The sequence below is a fragment of the Pantoea sp. BJFS-204 genome, assembly GCF_049310725.1.
Lineage (GTDB): Bacteria > Pseudomonadota > Gammaproteobacteria > Enterobacterales > Enterobacteriaceae > Pantoea > Pantoea agglomerans.
Genome location: NZ_JBMOWE010000012.1, coordinates 31,986 through 49,036, shown reverse-complemented (window position 1 = coordinate 49,036; position 17,051 = coordinate 31,986). Strand labels below are relative to the sequence as shown.

At 56.1% G+C, this 17,051-nt stretch carries 15 protein-coding genes; 6 read left to right on the top strand and 9 right to left on the bottom strand.

The window, feature by feature from the left end; genetic code table 11:
* Positions 1-396 precede the first annotated feature (396 nt).
* The 3 genes from ACO6VX_RS21890 to proB all read right to left on the bottom strand — a co-directional run bounded on the left by ACO6VX_RS21890 (position 397) and on the right by proB (position 3,856).
* Positions 397-1,128 (bottom strand): S24 family peptidase, encoded by a 732-nt coding sequence (locus ACO6VX_RS21890; RefSeq protein WP_010255201.1) that lies wholly within the window; start codon positions 1,126-1,128, stop codon positions 397-399.
* 360 nt (positions 1,129-1,488) lie between these two features.
* Positions 1,489-2,742 (bottom strand): glutamate-5-semialdehyde dehydrogenase, encoded by a 1,254-nt coding sequence (gene proA / locus ACO6VX_RS21885; RefSeq protein WP_033766601.1) that lies wholly within the window; start codon positions 2,740-2,742, stop codon positions 1,489-1,491.
* 10 nt (positions 2,743-2,752) lie between these two features.
* Complete coding sequence (gene proB, locus ACO6VX_RS21880; RefSeq protein WP_010255198.1) at positions 2,753-3,856, bottom strand: glutamate 5-kinase; 1,104 nt, start codon at positions 3,854-3,856, stop codon at positions 2,753-2,755.
* A gap of 238 nt (positions 3,857-4,094) precedes the next feature.
* On the opposite strand from proB, the gene ompC reads away from it, so the two are divergent.
* Complete coding sequence (gene ompC, locus ACO6VX_RS21875; protein WP_010255197.1) at positions 4,095-5,207, top strand: porin OmpC; 1,113 nt, start codon at positions 4,095-4,097, stop codon at positions 5,205-5,207.
* A 259-nt stretch (positions 5,208-5,466) separates the two neighbouring features.
* Here ompC and crl read toward each other — a convergent pair whose 3' ends face one another.
* The 3 genes from crl to gpt form a co-directional block, all read right to left on the bottom strand.
* Positions 5,467-5,868 (bottom strand): sigma factor-binding protein Crl, encoded by a 402-nt coding sequence (gene crl, locus ACO6VX_RS21870; RefSeq protein WP_003851176.1) that lies wholly within the window; start codon positions 5,866-5,868, stop codon positions 5,467-5,469.
* 134 nt (positions 5,869-6,002) lie between these two features.
* Entirely contained in the window at positions 6,003-7,250 is a 1,248-nt protein-coding gene (frsA, locus tag ACO6VX_RS21865; protein WP_010255196.1) for an esterase FrsA, read from the bottom strand.
* Between the two features lie 116 nt (positions 7,251-7,366).
* Positions 7,367-7,825, bottom strand: a complete 459-nt coding sequence (gene gpt / locus ACO6VX_RS21860) for a xanthine phosphoribosyltransferase (RefSeq protein ID WP_009091894.1) — start codon at positions 7,823-7,825, stop codon at positions 7,367-7,369.
* A gap of 254 nt (positions 7,826-8,079) precedes the next feature.
* On the opposite strand from gpt, the gene pepD reads away from it, so the two are divergent.
* The 4 genes from pepD (at position 8,080) to ACO6VX_RS21840 (ending at position 13,394) form a co-directional block, all read left to right on the top strand.
* Positions 8,080-9,537: a beta-Ala-His dipeptidase gene (pepD, locus tag ACO6VX_RS21855; protein WP_010671162.1), complete on the top strand. Its 1,458-nt coding sequence runs from the start codon at positions 8,080-8,082 to the stop codon at positions 9,535-9,537.
* A 260-nt stretch (positions 9,538-9,797) separates the two neighbouring features.
* Entirely contained in the window at positions 9,798-11,303 is a 1,506-nt protein-coding gene (locus ACO6VX_RS21850; RefSeq protein WP_422458301.1) for a sugar ABC transporter ATP-binding protein, read from the top strand.
* On the top strand, positions 11,300-12,301 hold the full coding sequence (locus ACO6VX_RS21845; RefSeq protein ID WP_010671160.1) for an ABC transporter permease: 1,002 nt from the start codon (positions 11,300-11,302) through the stop codon (positions 12,299-12,301). Before ACO6VX_RS21850 ends, ACO6VX_RS21845 begins: the two co-directional genes overlap by 4 nt.
* Before the next feature lie 25 nt (positions 12,302-12,326).
* Positions 12,327-13,394 (top strand): sugar ABC transporter substrate-binding protein, encoded by a 1,068-nt coding sequence (locus ACO6VX_RS21840; protein WP_010255186.1) that lies wholly within the window; start codon positions 12,327-12,329, stop codon positions 13,392-13,394.
* 36 nt (positions 13,395-13,430) lie between these two features.
* Here the strand turns inward: ACO6VX_RS21840 and dinB are convergent, their stop codons facing one another.
* Complete coding sequence (gene dinB / locus ACO6VX_RS21835) at positions 13,431-14,486, bottom strand: DNA polymerase IV (protein ID WP_031590388.1); 1,056 nt, start codon at positions 14,484-14,486, stop codon at positions 13,431-13,433.
* 244 nt (positions 14,487-14,730) lie between these two features.
* Here dinB and dpaA point away from each other — a divergent pair, with 244 nt between their 5' ends.
* Positions 14,731-15,474, top strand: a complete 744-nt coding sequence (gene dpaA / locus ACO6VX_RS21830) for a peptidoglycan meso-diaminopimelic acid protein amidase (protein WP_010255183.1) — start codon at positions 14,731-14,733, stop codon at positions 15,472-15,474.
* On the opposite strand, the gene ACO6VX_RS21825 is transcribed toward dpaA, so the two are convergent.
* Together ACO6VX_RS21825 and lpcA are read right to left on the bottom strand one after the other, a co-directional pair.
* Positions 15,445-16,212, bottom strand: a complete 768-nt coding sequence (locus ACO6VX_RS21825; RefSeq protein ID WP_010255181.1) for a class II glutamine amidotransferase — start codon at positions 16,210-16,212, stop codon at positions 15,445-15,447. The genes dpaA and ACO6VX_RS21825 overlap by 30 nt on opposite strands.
* Before the next feature lie 51 nt (positions 16,213-16,263).
* Positions 16,264-16,842, bottom strand: coding sequence for a D-sedoheptulose 7-phosphate isomerase (gene lpcA / locus ACO6VX_RS21820; protein WP_010255178.1), 579 nt, complete (start codon positions 16,840-16,842; stop codon positions 16,264-16,266).
* Between the last annotated feature and the right edge of the window lie 209 nt (positions 16,843-17,051).

Sequence of the window (17,051 nt, the reverse complement as noted above, 5' to 3'; positions counted from 1 at the left end):
GATGGGGTGGCAGGCGCGAGCTTTCGGCGAACCGAACGGGCCCGAATGTCGCGTATCACGGTCGCACGCTTACCGCCCGGCTGCATTAGCAGTCAGGTGGAAAGTAAGCGAGGGGAAATAAACGGCATCTGACGACGCTGCATTTTGCGCATCCACCCCATCCCAAAGTTCACTAACTTTGTGGTGGTATGATTCGCGCTTGTGCAGCGCCTCAATTGTTTAAGAGCGGCTCGTCCCTGAAAGAACTGCTTCGTTCATCCATATCCAAATTATTAACAGGTTCTTATGCTTTATCAAACACTGTTGGTTAATTTTTTATTTACCGCTGGTTAAATTTATGAATTTATGCCGATTATTTTTTTTTCAGCCTTCCTGAAAAAACCGGCAGAAGTGGCCTTAACCGAGGATTTGATAATGTCGCGCCTGGCTCATGATCACTTTGGCCAGTACCTTCAGGCTGGTGACGTCATCATGATTGAGATACCAGGTTTCATAACGCTTATTATCTGATATTACAGCGATTTTCTTATGCTGCAGCTGCAGGCGCTTGAGATAGAGCTGCTCATCGAGGGTGAAAATATAGATGCCGTCGCCGTCGAACATCCGCACGCTGATATCCACAAACAGCTGATCGCGCGGCGCAAAGGTGTCAGCCATGGAGTCACTGTTGATAGCGATTAACCGGATGTTTTCCGCCGGGCGCCCGTTGAACAGCACCCGCGCCTCATCCAGACCATATTCGATCGCCTGGATAGTCTCGACAAACTCATCACGCGCGGGCAGGCCTGCAGCACTTCGCTGACCAATGTCGAGGCTATCAATCCGAAACACATTCTTCTGACCGGTGAGCGCACTTAGCGTCACCGGTTCAGCAGGTTGTTCCATACCGTATTGCAGCCACTCAACCCTGACGCCCAGCAGCTGGCTGAGAGCCAGTAAATTGCCGCCATCCGGCACTGACTGCGCGTTAAACCACTTCCACACTCCCGGCGTTGAAATCTTACAGCCTTGCTGCTGCAGAGCCCTGGCAACCTGTTTGTTTCGTCCATGTCCGGCAATGCCGGCACTCTCACAGGCCGCTATCAGCCTGGCGGTGAAAGCTTGTCTTGTACTTTCTTTTTTAACCATTAGTTAATAATCAGCCATAGAAGAGATACTGGATGTTATTTTCATTATTGCTACCAGTTCATTTTATATTACCGCTCGTTTACTACCTAACCGCTTTATCAAGCATTCCTGATAATCATTATCCGCTTCAGCCCGCGGCTGGACAAAAAATATTGCCTCAGGCCGCGTACAGCCCCGGCTTTCAGGAATGTTCCGTAAAAAATTGCGTGAATATCAGCCAGAATAATGGCCAGTAGTGACGAGACCGGAACGGAAATTAAGCTGATGCGCAGAAAACTCTATCTTTCACTGGACCGGAAAATGGAGCTAAAAAAAACGGGAGTCTCTGAAAGACTCCCGCTTTGTTAAAAATTATGGCAGTTATGGCCGGAGCGTATCGTCGCCCCATGCTATCCATTTATAGGTCGTCAGCGCCTCTAATCCCATCGGACCACGGGCATGCAGTTTCTGTGTACTGACCGCCACTTCGGCACCCAGGCCAAACTGTCCGCCATCGGTGAAGCGGGTGCTTGCGTTGACATAGACCGCTGAGGAGTCGACCTGACGGACAAAACGCGCGGCGTTGCGGGTATTACGGGTCAGGATGGCATCCGAGTGCTGCGTGCCGTGCGTACGAATATGATCGATCGCCTCATCCATATCCGCCACTAATTTGACGTTAAGATCCAGCGACAGCCACTCATCATTGTACTGCTGCGGATTCACCTGCGTGACCGATGCCGGGCCTTGCTGCAGCTGCGCCAGCACGTTGCTGTCAGCATGCAGCGCAATCGCTTCCTGTGCCATACGCGCGCTGAAGGCGGGCAGGAAACGATCGGCAATCGCCTGATCCACCAGCAGCGTCTCCAGTGAGTTACAGGCGCTGGGACGCTGTTTCTTGGCGTTGACGATCAGATCAAGTGCCGGTTCGATCTCCATCGTCTCATCAATATAGATATGACAAACGCCGATGCCGCCGGTGATCACCGGAATAGTGGAGTTTTCCCGGCACAGCTTATGCAGCCCGGCTCCGCCACGCGGGATCAGCATATCGACGTAGCGATCCAGCTTCAGTAGCTGATTCACCAGCTCGCGATCCGGATTTTCGATCGCCTGAACGATCGCCGCAGGCAGACCGTGCTGTTTGAGCGCGTTCTGGATCACCCGGACGGTGGCCGCATTGGTGCGCCAGGTCTCTTTACCGCCGCGCAGAATGGCGGCGTTACCGGTTTTCAGGCACAGAGTGGCGACGTCCACCGTGACGTTGGGACGCGCCTCGTAGATCACGGCCACCACGCCCAGCGGCACGCGACGACGCTCAATGCGCAGCCCGCTGTCGAGCTGACCGCCGTCAATTAATTGCCCCACCGGATCGGCCAGCTGACAGACCTGGCGCACATCGCTGGCGATGCTGCCGAGGCGTTGCGGATTGAGTGTCAGCCGGTCCAGCAGCGCGGCGCTCATGCCGTTCTGACGCGCATCGGCTAAATCCAGCTCATTGGCCGCCAGAATGTCTGCGCTTTCCGCCTCCAGACGGTCGGCAATGGTCATCAGAACCTGATTTTTCTCTGCAGTCGACAGATCGGCCACGGTGTAAGCTGCGGCGCGCGCCGCTTTTCCCATCTCTTCTAGCATTGTCCGCTCCTTAACTGACGATCATGTCGTCGCGGTGAACCGCCACCGGGCCATATTCATAGCCCAGGATTTCGCTGATCTGCTGGCTGTGATGACCGGCAATCATCCGCATCGCGTCGCTGTTGTAGCGTGAAACACCATGCGCGATATCCCTGCCCTGCAAACTGCGGATACGGATCACTTCCCCACGCGAGAAATTCCCCTGGATAGCACGGATCCCTTTCGGCAGCAGCGAACTGCCGCGTTCAATAATTGCTGCCAGCGCACCATCATCGACGGTGAGTTCACCTGCCGGAGGCGCACCGAAAATCCAGCGTTTACGATTTTCCAGCGGCGATTGCTGCGCATGAAAGCGCGTACCGACCGGCTTGCCGTCAATAACATCGCTGATCACGCCGCTGCGGCTGCCTGAGGCGATGATCACATCGATACCGGCGCGGCAGGCGACATCCGCCGCCTGAAGCTTGGTCGACATGCCACCGGTGCCGAGACCCGATACGCTGTCGCCCGCCAGGGCACGCAACGCATCATCAATCACATGGACATCACTGATCAGCTCAGCCTCAGGATTGTTACGCGGATCGGCGGTGAACAGTCCCTGCTGGTCGGTCAGCAGCAGCAGCTTGTCGGCACCGCCGAGCATCGCCGCCAGTGCCGAGAGATTGTCGTTGTCACCCACTTTGATTTCAGCGGTGGCGACGGCATCGTTCTCATTGATCACCGGCACAATGTGGTTATCCAGCAGTGCGCGCAGCGTGTCGCGGGCATTCAGGAAGCGCTCGCGATCTTCCATGTCGGCACGGGTCAGCAACATCTGACCAATATGGATACCATAGATTGAGAACAGCTGTTCCCACAGCTGAATCAGACGGCTCTGCCCCACCGCAGCCAGCAGCTGCTTTGAGGCGATGGTGGGCGGCAGTTCGGGGTAACCCAGATGTTCGCGTCCGGCGGCCATCGCGCCAGAGGTCACAATCACAATGCGGTGGCCCGCCGCGTGCTGCTGCGCACACTGACGAACCAGTTCCACCATGTGCGCCCGATTCAGCCGGCGGGAGCCGCCGGTGAGAACGCTGGTACCCAATTTGACCACTAAGGTCTGACTGCCACTCATATTTCCTGCCGTAGTGAAAAATTTTTACGAAAGGACGTTTTAACAGGAGTCGATAAGGAAGCCAACAGCCAGCAGGGGAAAAGCACGAATTTACGCGGACAAGGACGTAGACCAAAAGTTCAGGGTTAACAAGAAATCATGAAAAGTGTCATAAAAAGTTCATCGCCGACGGGTAAAAAGTCCGTGCTTTACAAAAACTTTCATTTTTTTACGGCGTTCACATTGGGATTGATAGCAAATGAAGAAAAGCACACTGGCCATGATCCTCTCCACGCTGACGCTGGCATCCGCCGCGCAGGCTGCCGAAATCTATAACAAAGATGGCAACAAACTGGACTTATACGGCAAAGTTAAAGCTGAGCACTACATCAGCGATAATGCCAGCCAGGATGGAGACAAGTCCTATACCCGTATCGGTTTTAAGGGTCAGACACAGATTAACGACCTGATGACCGGTTATGGTCAGTGGGAATATCAGTACAACGTCAATAACTCCGAGGGCAGCGACGCCAACAATGGCAACAAAACCCGCCTTGGGTTTGCTGGTCTGAAATTCTCGCAGTATGGTTCGGTCGATTACGGTCGTAACTACGGTGTGCTGTATGACGTTGAGGCCTGGACCGACGTGTTCCCGGAATTCGGCGGTGACGGTACAGCCCGTTCCGATAACTTTATGACTCAGCGCGCTACTGGTGTGGCGACTTACCGTAACAACAACTTCTTTGGTCTGGTCGATGGGCTGAAGTTTGCGTTGCAGTATCAGGGTAAAAACGACGCCACCAGCGCCAACACCCGCACCGACATCAACCGTCAGAATGGCGACGGCTACGGTGCCTCACTGGGCTATGCCCTGGGTGATTCCGGTGTGAGCCTGATGAGTGCCATCACCTCTTCTGACCGTACCAACCAGCAGCAGGCACGTGCCTATGGCGGCGGTGACCGTGCGGATTCCTGGGGTGCAGGCGTGAAGTATGATGCCAACAGCGTCTACCTGGCGGCGATCTATACCGATACCCGCAACATGACACCAATCAGCGGCACCAACCGTAACACCGGTGCTACCGTCGCGGGCGCAGCCAACAAAGCGCAGAACATCGAACTGGTGGCGCAGTATCAGTTTGATTTCGGCCTGCGTCCTTCTATTGGCTATGTACAGACCAAAGGCAAAGATATCGAAAACGGTATCGGCGATGCGGATCTGGTGAAATATATCGACGTGGGCGCGACCTACTACTTCAACAAAAATATGTCCGCCTTCGTTGATTACAAAATCAACCAGCTGGATGATGACAACGCGCTGTCGATTAACAACGATGACGTGGTCGCGATGGGTGTGACTTACCAGTTCTGATTTCAGGCTAGAAAACCGGACGGATTTGGATCTGGCAGCAACGCATAAATTCAACACGCAGGGAACACGGTCAGAAGAGGAAAGCGTCCCGCGCCAGGACGGCGCGGGCCGAGCGTGCCATGGATGGCGGCTTTTGCGTCTTTCCGATCTGACCGTGTTCTCTGCGAAGGCTCGAACTCACAGCGGACAAGCCTTCAACAAAAATGGCGAGTTTTTAAACTCGCCATTTTTTTCGTCTTTATTTCACTGCACTACCCAATCAGGCGCTCAGCTTCACCGGTTTCTCATCGAAATCGCTGGCCGGAATCAGATCCAGCTCGAACTCTTTCAGCATCGCTTTCAGACGGGTATGGAAATTCCGTAAGGTCTCTTCCACGCGCGCCGTATTCTCTTTGCCTTTGATGGTTGCCACCGACCAGTCACCCTCTTTATCGAACAGACCGATATGGTAGACATAGGTAAAGTGGTCAGCCTGCGCTTCCAGCTCCATCCACCAGCCCCAGAACTCACGCAGTTCCGGTGCCGGTTTCACATTAACGCAGGCAGCCAGGCAGTCGAAAAAGAACCGGGTTTCGCCACATTTCCCATCGCGAATATAAGGCCCAAGCTCCGTAAAGCGCTTAAGCAGGCGACTGCGGGGATGACCACTTGGTAACGTCATGCTGAATCTCCATAGATTTTGACCGCTATACAGCCTTGATTTTCCGGACGGCCAGGGGATGTCATGTTTCTCGCTTAACGGCAGCCCGGAAGAATTCCGCTACTAGTTGTAGCAAATACTGTAAATTTTGCCAGTTACCTTTTTAAACGCTTCTCCAGCCAGTCGCAAATTTCATTCAGCGCCTTGTCGAAACTGGCCATCATCGGCTTCACCGGAATCAGCAACGCTTTGCCATCTGACGAAGAGTTAGCGATCAGCTTGCTCTCCTCTTCCGGGCTGAAAAGATCGTTTTGCCAGTAGCCCGACAGCATGGGTGTCGGCGTCCGGCGGCCCAGCAATCCCTGAGTTTTCAGCGAATATCGATTGAGTTCGGTACGCAGCGCACTGTCAGAGGCAGTTGCCATGCCCAGCCGGCTCGCCAGCATATCCATATACATATCCGGGATCTCATCCTGCAACGCCGTCTGCGTCAGCAGCGCATGCACAATCGGGCCAAGACAGGCGACCCCACGCAGCCGCTGCGATTCCAGATAGGCCAGTCGTACGGCCACGTTAGCGCCAAAGCGATAACCAAACGCCGCCACGCGGGTATGGTCGATCCAGGGCACGTTTTTCAGATCGCGCAGCACCTGCTGATGCAGAAAGCTGGTGTCCTGACTCAGCGTCCATTTCACCGAGTTGCCTACCGACGGCACATCAATGGTCAGCATGGCGATGCCGCGCGGTGCAAGGTAATCATGGAACAGGCGATAGTGATCGCTCTGTAATGAGTCGAGCGCGCCACAGAACAGCACGGTGGGATAAGGCGCTTCAACGTCAGGCGGCATGTGCAGAAAGCCGTTAACCGGGCTGCCACCCTGAATGGCGAACGTCAGCGGTTTCAGCTCGCCCGGCAGGCGTTGAGTCGCCTCTTCATAGGCGCGGTTCGCCAGCGTCTGCGCCTGGTCGGCCAGCTCATCCCCTTTTATATAGGGATAGGCCGCAACGCTGTAGAGATGCGCCGCGTGCAGCCAGTAGTCGCCCGCCTCGCTGTCGTCGGTGGCCTCCAGCGCTTTCTGCTGCCAGATACCCGCCTGTTTACACCATTCGAAATGCCAGTTGCCGCCGCGAAAACCGATTACAGTGTCGAGCAGCGTCTCATCCGTATGTTCAACATTGCTGATGGCAATCCGAGCCAGCACTTCGCTGATCTCCTGCGGCGTCAGGCCACGCCATGTCCACATCAGCTTATTCAGCATACGATACCAGCCACGCTGGCTGTCACCATCCAGGGCTGAGTGGACATCCGAAGTAGCATGATGGTGGCGGCGAACCAGGGTTGAGGTTTCAGGATGTTTAAAGCGCGGTTTGAACAACTCCTCGCTGAGATTTTTGCTCGACATACTCACTTCTCCTGCAACAGAAACGGCGATGGCTAAGTGTACTGTACGGCAATTCGGGGTGCGAGGCACAGAAAGCACAACGCCCGGAAAACCGGGCGTTGTCTGATGCATATCAATCAGCTTTTAACAATCGGCGGGATGTAGACCACACCCATATCCCACGGCTGCTCGATCCAGGTATCCTGCGGAATATCGACAATATAATCATCAACCAGTGAGCGACCGGCCGGTTTAGCGAAAATGGTGCAGAAACGCGCTTTCGGGTACATCTCGCGAATCGCCTGGGCGGTGCCGCCGGTATCCACCAGGTCATCGATCACGATAAATCCTTCACCGTCGCCTTCTGCGCGCTTCAGAACTTTCATTTCGCGCTGATGATCGTGGTCATAGCTGGAGATGCAGACGGTATCGACGTAGCGGATACCCAGTTCACGTGCCAGCAGCGAAGCCGGTACCAGACCGCCGCGGCTCACCGCGATAATGCCTTTCCACTGTTCAACAGGAAGCAGGCGCTGGGCCAGTTTACGGGCATGAATCTGAAGCATGTCCCAGGTAACGACGTATTTTTCGCTCATAGAATAGAAATCCCAGCCAACCGAGGTGGCGTAAAAATGTGCAACGGGGAAAAGGTTGCGCGAGATTATAAGGAGTTGACGCACTAAAAACCAGCACCCGCGCACTGGTTGCGGCTTTTTAGCGCGTCTGAGAGCGCACCCGGTAGAAAACAGTGATATTCTCGGGCCTGGCTCGTCAGATTCTCTGACGGCGATTTTTCACTGGAAACTCGCGATGTCCGGCCTCGCCGGTACACTGACACAGGAGACCTGTCGTGTCTGAATTGTCTCAACTCTCTCCACAGCCGCTGTGGGATATTTTCGCTAAGATCTGCTCTATTCCCCATCCCTCTTTTCACGAAGAAGCGCTGGCGAGTTACATCGTCGGCTGGGCCAAAGAGCAAGGCTTCTGGTGTGAGCGCGATCAGGTCGGCAACATCCTGATTCGTAAGCCCGCCACCGCAGGCATGGAAAACCGTACCCCGGTTGCGCTGCAGGCGCATCTGGATATGGTGCCGCAGAAAAATAATGACACCGTTCATGACTTCACCAAAGATCCGATTCAGCCCTGGGTTGACGGCGAGTGGGTGAAAGCGCGCGGCACCACGCTGGGCGCGGACAACGGCATCGGTATGGCTTCTGCGCTGGCAGTACTGGCTGACAACAGCCTGACGCATGGCCCGCTGGAAGTGCTGCTGACCATGACTGAAGAGACCGGTATGGATGGCGCATTCGGTCTGCAACCCAACTGGCTGCAGGCAGAAATCCTGATCAACACCGACTCCGAAGAAGAAGGTGAGATCTACATGGGCTGCGCGGGCGGTATCGACTTCGTCACCACCCTGCCGCTGACCCGTGAAGCGGTGCCTGCTGAATTCCAGACCCTGAAGCTGACGCTGAAAGGCCTGCGTGGCGGTCACTCCGGTGCCGATATTCATATGGGCCTCGGCAACGCCAACAAACTGCTGGCGCGCTTCCTGGCGGCACACGCTGCTGAACTGGATCTGCGTCTGCTGGCCTTCAGCGGCGGTACGCTGCGCAACGCGATCCCGCGTGAAGCCTTCGCTACCGTGGCGGTCGAGAGCCACAAAGCGGATGCGCTGAAATCAGCGGCGGCGCACTTCCTGAGCGCCATCAAAAATGAGCACGGCATCAAAGAGCCGAACATCGCACTGGTCACTGAGCCGCTGGCGCATCAGGGTGATGCTCTGAACGCTGACAGCCGCGATCGCTTCCTGAACCTGCTCAACAGCATGCCAAACGGTGTGATCCGCAACTCCGACGTGGCGAAAGGCGTGGTAGAAACCTCACTGAATATCGGTGTGGTGACCATGGAAGCCGATCATGCAGAGATCAACTGCCTGATCCGTTCGCTGATCGACACCGGCCGCGATTATGTGGTGCAGATGCTGACCTCACTGGGCCAGCTGGCCGGTGCACAGACCAAAGCGAAAGGCGGCTACCCAGGCTGGCAGCCTGATGCGGACTCCGCCATTATGGCGCTGACCCGTCAGACCTATATCGCGCTGTTTGATAAGACCCCGAACATTCAGGTGATCCACGCCGGTCTGGAGTGTGGTCTGTTCAAAAAACCGTATCCGGAGATGGATATGGTATCGATTGGGCCGACCATCACCGGGCCGCACTCGCCGGATGAGCAGGTTCACATCGAAAGCGTTGGCCTTTACTGGAAACTGCTGACCACCCTGCTGAATGTGGTGCCAGAAAAGTAATTCTGTCACAAAAAAAGTAAACCAGGCTCCGGCCTGGTTTTTTTATGCCTGTGACTTTCCTCCAGCATAATTCGCTGCCTTTTCCGTCCTTTACCCCGTTATTCCGCCGCTTTCCCGCGCTTCGCTGGTCACAGCCGCCATTATGTCCAGATGTCTGGATGGCTAATAAGATTTCGTGCTAGCTTATGCGCTTTCGGCTGTTGCCGCGCCTGAAGGTTCAGGAAAAAATGCGGCCAGTGATTCTTCAGGAGAGTAATGACATGCCAGGGTTAAACTGCCTTGAGATGCGTAACATCTCCATCGCTTTTGGCGGGTTTGCCGCGCTATCGTCGGTGGATTTCCGCAGTGACGGCCATTCAGTACATGCTCTGACCGGCGCTAACGGCGCGGGCAAGTCAACACTGATGGCGATCCTTTCCGGTGCGCACAGCCACTACAGCGGCGAGATCCTGCTGGATGGTGAGCCGGTCTCCATCCGTACGCCGCGTGATGCGAAACGGCTGGGTATCCATCTGGTTCAGCAGGAAGTGGACGTGGCGCTGGTGCCGCAGCTCAGCGTCGCGGAAAACATTCTGCTGGATCGGCTGGCAGAGCCTGGCCACCGCTATCGCTGGGGCGAGGTTCGGCGTCAGGCGCGGGCGCTGCTGGCTCAGCTCGACGTGGCGCTGGACGTCAACCGGCTGGTGGAGCGCTGCACCCTGGCTGAAAAGCAGCAAATTCTGCTGGCGCGCGCGCTGTCGCACCACTGCCGCTTTCTGATTCTGGATGAACCCACTGCCCCGCTGGATCAGCATGAAAGTGAGCGGCTGTTTGCTGTGGTGCGTCGCCTGCAGGCCAGCGGCATCGGCGTGGTGTTTATCTCTCACCGCATCCATGAACTGAAAGCAATCTGTGACCAGCTGACGGTGCTGCGTGATGGCCGGTTGATCGAAACCGGCCCGATGGCGGCACTGAGCGGTGAGCAGATCGTGGAGAAGATGCTGGGCCATCAGCTCACCGATATCTTCCCGGCACGCCGTGCGCGGCAGGCTCAGCCGCTGCTGCTGGCGATTGACGGTCTTCATGATGAGCAACTGCTGCAGGATATCTCGCTACGATTGCACAAAGGGGAAATTCTGGGCATTGCAGGCCTGGCCGGTGCCGGTAAAACCGAACTCTGTAAGGCGCTGTTTGGTGCCAGCAAAAGCCGCGTCAGTCGCGGTGAACTGCATGGCCAGCCGTGGCAGCCCCGTTCGCCGCATGACTCCGTCAGTCGCCGCATGGCGCTGGTGCCGGAGGAGCGGCGCAAAGAGGGGATCTTTATTGATGAGTCGGTGGCAATGAACCTCAGCGTCAGCGCAGACGACAGCTTTTCGCGCTGGAGCCTGTTTGGTCATCGCCAGGCATGGCGCTGGGCGGAGCAGGTTATCCAGCAATTGCAGGTGCGCACCACCGGTCCGGCACAGACGCTGCGCCGTATCTCCGGCGGCAATCAGCAGAAAGTGGCGATAGGCAAATGGCTGCGCAACAACGCCGACGTGCTGATTTTCGATGAGCCGACGAAAGGCGTCGATATCAAAGCCAAAACCGAACTCTTCACCCTGATCGATAACCTGGCGCGCGAGGGGAAAGGCATCATTTACGCGTCGGGAGAGTTTTCTGAACTGGTCGGTTTATGCGACCGGATTTGCGTGCTCTGGGATGGACGCATTGTGGCCGAGCTGGCTGCGCGCGACGTCACCGAAGAGACGCTTTTGCTCTATTCCACCGGAGGAACCCCTGCGTGAGCAGCAAAGAAACCAGCCTGAATCTGACAGCCTCGCCGTGGCGTCACCAGTTGTTCGACTTTCTCTATAAATGGGGCATGTTGCTCACGGTGGTGATCCTGATCGCCGCTTTTGGTCTCGCCTCCGACAGCTTCCTTGAACCCAACAACATCATCAATATTCTGCGCTCAATTGCCATTGTCACGGTGATTGCGATCGGCGTCTCGATCTCGCTGACCGTTGGCGGCTTTGATCTGTCGGTCGGATCGACCGCCTCGCTGGCCAATGCGCTGGTGATTTCACTGTTTGTCTGGTACGGCTTCGGCACTACCACCGCCATCCTGCTCACCCTGGCGCTCTGCACCCTGGTCGGGCTGTTTAACGCCTTTCTGATTGTGATCCTGCGCATCCCCGACATGCTGGCAACGCTGGCGACACTGTTTGTGATTCAGGGGGTGGCGATGACCTACAGCTTTGGCGGATCGATCACCGAGAACATGGTGCTGCCGAGCGGTGATATGGCGGAAGGCACCATTCCGGCGGCGTTTGGCCTGCTCGGCCAGGTGCCCACCATCGTCATCATCATGCTGGTCGTCACCGTCGCCGCGCAGCTGGCGCTCTCACTGACTAAACATGGTCGCCGGATGTATGCGCTGGGCGGCAATCCGGAAGCGGCGCGCCTCTCCGGCATCCGCACCACCCGCTATCGGGTGCTGGCTTATGTGATCGCCTCACTGCTGGCCGGTCTGGGCGGCATTCTGCTCGCCTCGCGTATCGGCTCCTCGCAGGTGAACGCCGGTAGCGGCTACCTGATGGACGCGGTCGCGGCGGCGTGGATTGGCTTCTCACTGGCGGGCTCCGGCAAGCCGAATGCGCTGGGCACGCTGGTCGGTGCGGTGATCCTCGGCGTGCTGCAGAACGGTCTGGTGATGCTCTCTGTTCCCTACTACGCCATGGACATTATTAAAGGGCTGGTGCTGGCTTTAGCACTGGCGATCACCTATATCCAGCGCCGCTGAGGCGCGTTTACCGGAGTTGATAACAATGCAAAAAATAACACTCTCGCTGCTGGCCCTGAGCCTGCTGAACGCCAGCGCCGCCTTCGCGGATACCGTCACGCCGGTGCCTGCGGCTATCGCCAGTCATGATGGCCCGATCCGTATTGCGGTGATCCGCAATCTCGGCTCCGATGACAACACCACCCAGTTTGTTGCCGGTGCCATTCAGCAGGGTCGCCAGCTTGGCTTCAAGGTCAGCACCTTTCTCAGCAACGGCGACGATGCGCGCTTCCAGGATTTCGTGAATCAGGCGATCAGCCAGAAATATGACGGCATCGTGCTGTCGCACGGTAAAGCGCCCTACGCCAGCGGACTGGTGAAGCGCATTGCCGATGCAGGCATTAAGCTGTCGGTGTTTGATACGCCGGTGGATAGCCCGATCCCGGGCGTCACCGTCACCGCGCAGGATGACGCTTCACTGGCGCAGTTGTCGCTGGGCCAGCTCATCCATGATTTCAACGGCAAGGCGAACATCGTCAAGCTATGGGTTGCCGGTTTCCCGCCGATGGAACGCCGTCAGGTGGTGTATGAAAAACTGCTGAAAGAGAATCCGGGCATTCATCAGCTTGAGTCGATTGGTGCGGTTTCAACTGACGTTCAGGGCGACACCGCCAATAAAATTGGCGCGATTCTGGCGAAATACCCGAAAGGCAAAATCGACGCCATCTGGGGTGCCTGGGACGCCTTCAGCCAGGGCGCTTACAAAGCGCTGCAGGAGAATGGCCGTACCGAGATCAAACTCTACAGCATTGATGTTTCGAACCAGGATTTGCAGCTGATGCGCGAGAAAAACAGCCCGTGGGTGCAGACGGTAGCGGTGGATCCTAAAACTATTGGCGCGGTGAATATGCGTCTGGTGGCGAAGAAAATTGCCGGTGAAGAGACGCCAGCGACTTATCAGTTTAAAGCGGCATCGATCTCTCAGCAGCAGCTTAACAGCCAGCCTGGCGCGGTGAACGTCGCGTCACTGAACAAGATCATTCCGGGCTGGGGCAGCAATGAGGATTTCGTTGCCCCGTGGTTTGCGACCCTGGCGGCGAAATATAAGAAGTAATCGGATGTCAGCCTTGCCGGTCGGTGAGGCTGACGGTTACAGACCCAGCAGCAGCTGACGCTCCAGCTGGGGATCCACCATAGTCACATGTAATCCCACCAGCCGCACGCCGCGCCCGGCACGACGCTCATCCCAGGTTTTACGGGCGATGGCAATCATGTCCTCTTTGTTCAGCACCGGCCAGATATGCTCCTGGGTCGTCTGCTGAAAATCACTGAACTTCAGTTTGACGCCCTGACGCGCCACCTGCTTGTCAGGTCGGATCTGCGTCAGCCGGCGATCCAGTTCGGCGTAGAGAAAATCGATAATTTCCAGGCAGGCATCCCAGTCGCTGATATCTTCCGCCAGCGTCCGTTCAACCCCCAGCGATTTACGTTCGCGCTCAACGATCACGCTGCGGTCATCAATGCCATTGCTGCGCTCCCACAGCACCCGGCCAAACTTACCAAAGCGCTTTAACAGCAGCGCTAAGTCCGCCTTCTGCACGTCGCCACAGGTCACCAGCCCCATCTCTTCCAGCTTTTTGGCCGAGACCTTGCCGACGCCAGGGATCTTCGCCAGCGGCAGAGTCAGCAGAAAACCGGACATCTCCGGCGGGGTAATCACGAACTGGCCGTCCGGCTTATTGAGGTCAGAGGCGATCTTCGCCAGAAATTTAATCGGGGCGATGCCCGCTGAGGCGGTAAGCCCGGTTTCACGGTAGATGGTGGCGCGGATCGCCTGCGCCATCAGTGTGGCAGAGCCGTGACAGTGGGGGCTGTCGGTGACATCCAGGTAAGCTTCATCAAGGGAGAGCGGTTCAATCAGCGGCGTATAGCGGGTAAAGATGTCGCGGATCTGCGCGGAGGCTTCTTTATAGGCGTCGAAGCGTCCTGGCAGCAGACGCAGATGCGGGCATAACTTGAGGGCCATGCCGGTTGGCATCGCGCTGCGCACGCCAAATTTGCGCGCCGGATAGTTGGCGGTGCTGATCACGCCGCGACGTTCGCGGCTGCCACCAATGGCGATCGGGATGTCGCGCAGCTGGGGATTATCACGCATCTCCACCGCGGCATAGAAGCAGTCCATATCGACATGAATGATTTTACGCATACCCCCTCCGGCACTGGATAAGTATACAGTTGGCAGGGGTAACTGCAATATTTGTCGCGCTGACGATTAAAGTTTACAAATTTCTGGTCGAATATCCTTCAGTAAATCGCGAATTTGGCTGACGCCGTCTTGCTAAAAAAACAGACAATGTTTAATGTTGCGCTGCGGTAGCGGACAGTTCCGATAATGCAAACAGAGACGCACATTTTGCGTCATGTTCTCTTCACCTCAAGGTACACACAGCATGGGCAAAATCGCACTCCTGTTTGCGATGATTTTACTGCCAGCCCTCAGCATGGCAATGACACCCGAACCCGTCTCAACGGCACCGGTCAGCAAAGAATTAAAGAAGCAGTTACTCGGCACCCCGGTCTATATCCAGATCTTCAAGGAAGAACGCACGCTCGAACTCTACGGCAAAATCGGTAACGAATACCGCCTGCTGGACACCTACCGCATCTGTAACTTTTCTGGCGGCCTCGGCCCGAAACGCCGTGAAGGCGATTTCAAAAGCCCGGAAGGTTTTTACAACGTGAAGCTGAATCAGCTGAAGCCGGATAGCCGGTTTTATCGCGCGATCAACATCGGCTTTCCGAATCAGTACGATCGTAATCAGGGCTACAGCGGCAATTACCTGATGATTCATGGCGACTGTAAGTCGATTGGCTGCTATGCCATGACTAACGCCTATATGGATGAGATTTTTACCTATGTGAATGCCGCGCTGCGTAACGGCCAGCAGGATATCAGCATCAGCATCTATCCATTCCGCATGACCGACAGCAATATGCAGCGTCACCGCTACTCCACCTATGCCAGTTTCTGGCAGCAGCTGCAGCCGGGATACGCTTACTTTGCTAAATATCATCAGCCGCCGATGGTTAATGTCGCCAGCGGTAAATATGTGATGAACAGCAGCCCGGCACCGGTTTTAGCCAGTCCCGAAGCCGCTTCACGTTCATTCCTGGCGCTCTCCAAGGCAGAATAACGCCCATTCACCTGGCACGATCCGCTGCCAGGTTTCATTGGCCGTCAGTGGCTGCGTAGCAATCACCGTCACCACGTCATGCGGCGTGGTGTGCTGCTGAAAATCGACCTCCACATCCTGATCCAGTAACTGTGCCCGGCCAAAGGGTGCGCGGCGGGTGATCCAGTAAAGATTGGTGGAGCAAAAGGCCATCAGATAACGGCCGTCTGACAGCAGCATGTTAAACACGCCCTTCTGCCGCAACGTGCCGGCAAGCTCCCCGATAAAACGAAATACCGCAGGCCAGTTGCCGGGCGTACGTGGATAGCGCGTCGCCAGCTGATGCAGGATCCAGCAGAACGCCTTCTCACTGTCCGTTTCGCCCACCGGCCGGAATGTGCCAGTCTCCAGCTGCCGATAGCCCCTGAGCTGCCCGTTGTGCGCATAGGTCCAGTTACGGCCCCACAACTCACGGGTAAACGGGTGGGTATTTTCCAGCGACACCTGCCCGCGATTCGCCTGGCGGATGTGCGCCACCACCGAATGCGATTTGATCGGATACTCCTGCACCAGACGCGCAATCGGCGAGTTAAAGCTCGGCAGCGGATCTTTAAACGTACGACAACCTTTATCTTCGTAGAAGGTAATGCCCCAGCCATCTTTGTGAGGCCCGGTTCCACCGCCACGCTGAACCAGACCGGTAAAGCTGAAACAGATATCCGTGGGAACATTGGCGCTCATCCCGAGCAATTCGCACATAGCCACCGCCTTAGAGTAAGCGGCCTCCCGTCAGGCGGGAGGCCAGCGCAGTTACTTCACCATCTCTTTTTCGATCAGCAGCATCAGGATGTGGATCACTTTAATGTGGATCTCCTGGATGCGATCGGCATAACCAAAGTGTGGCACCCGGATTTCAATGTCGGCACTGCCTGCCATCTTACCGCCATCTTTACCGGTCAGGGTGATCACTTTCATCCCCTGCGCACGGGCAGCTTCAATCGCTTTAATGATATTGGCAGAGTTACCGGAAGTTGAGAGGCCCAGCAGCACATCGCCCGGACGCCCTACCGCTTCCACATAGCGTGAAAAGACATAGTCATAACCAAAATCATTACTGACGCAGGAGAGATGGCTGACATCAGAGATGGCAATCGCCGGATAGCCAGGACGATTTTCGCGGTAGCGACCGGTCAGCTCTTCAGCGAAATGCATCGCATCGCAATGTGAACCGCCGTTACCGCAGGAAAGCACCTTGCCGCCCGCCTTAAAGCTGTCAGCCAGCAGCACCGCCGCACGCTGGATCGCATGGATATTGGCCTCGTCGCTGAGGAATTTATTCAGCGTATCAGCAGCTTCATTAAGCTCAGAGCGGATAATGTCCTGGTACATAGGGATGTCCTTTTTTAGGAGAGGTTAATCGCAGCAAGTTTAACGGAATGGCCGGTCAGCGCAAAGCGTCATGCCATGGCTGGCCAGGCAGTGGCGGCGATTATCACTGCAGCGGGTGATGCAAAAATGGACAGAAATCGGTTTTTGTGAGGCAGGTTGTAATTTCGATGTAAACAAATTGATAAATCAACCCAACTGCTCTAAACCTC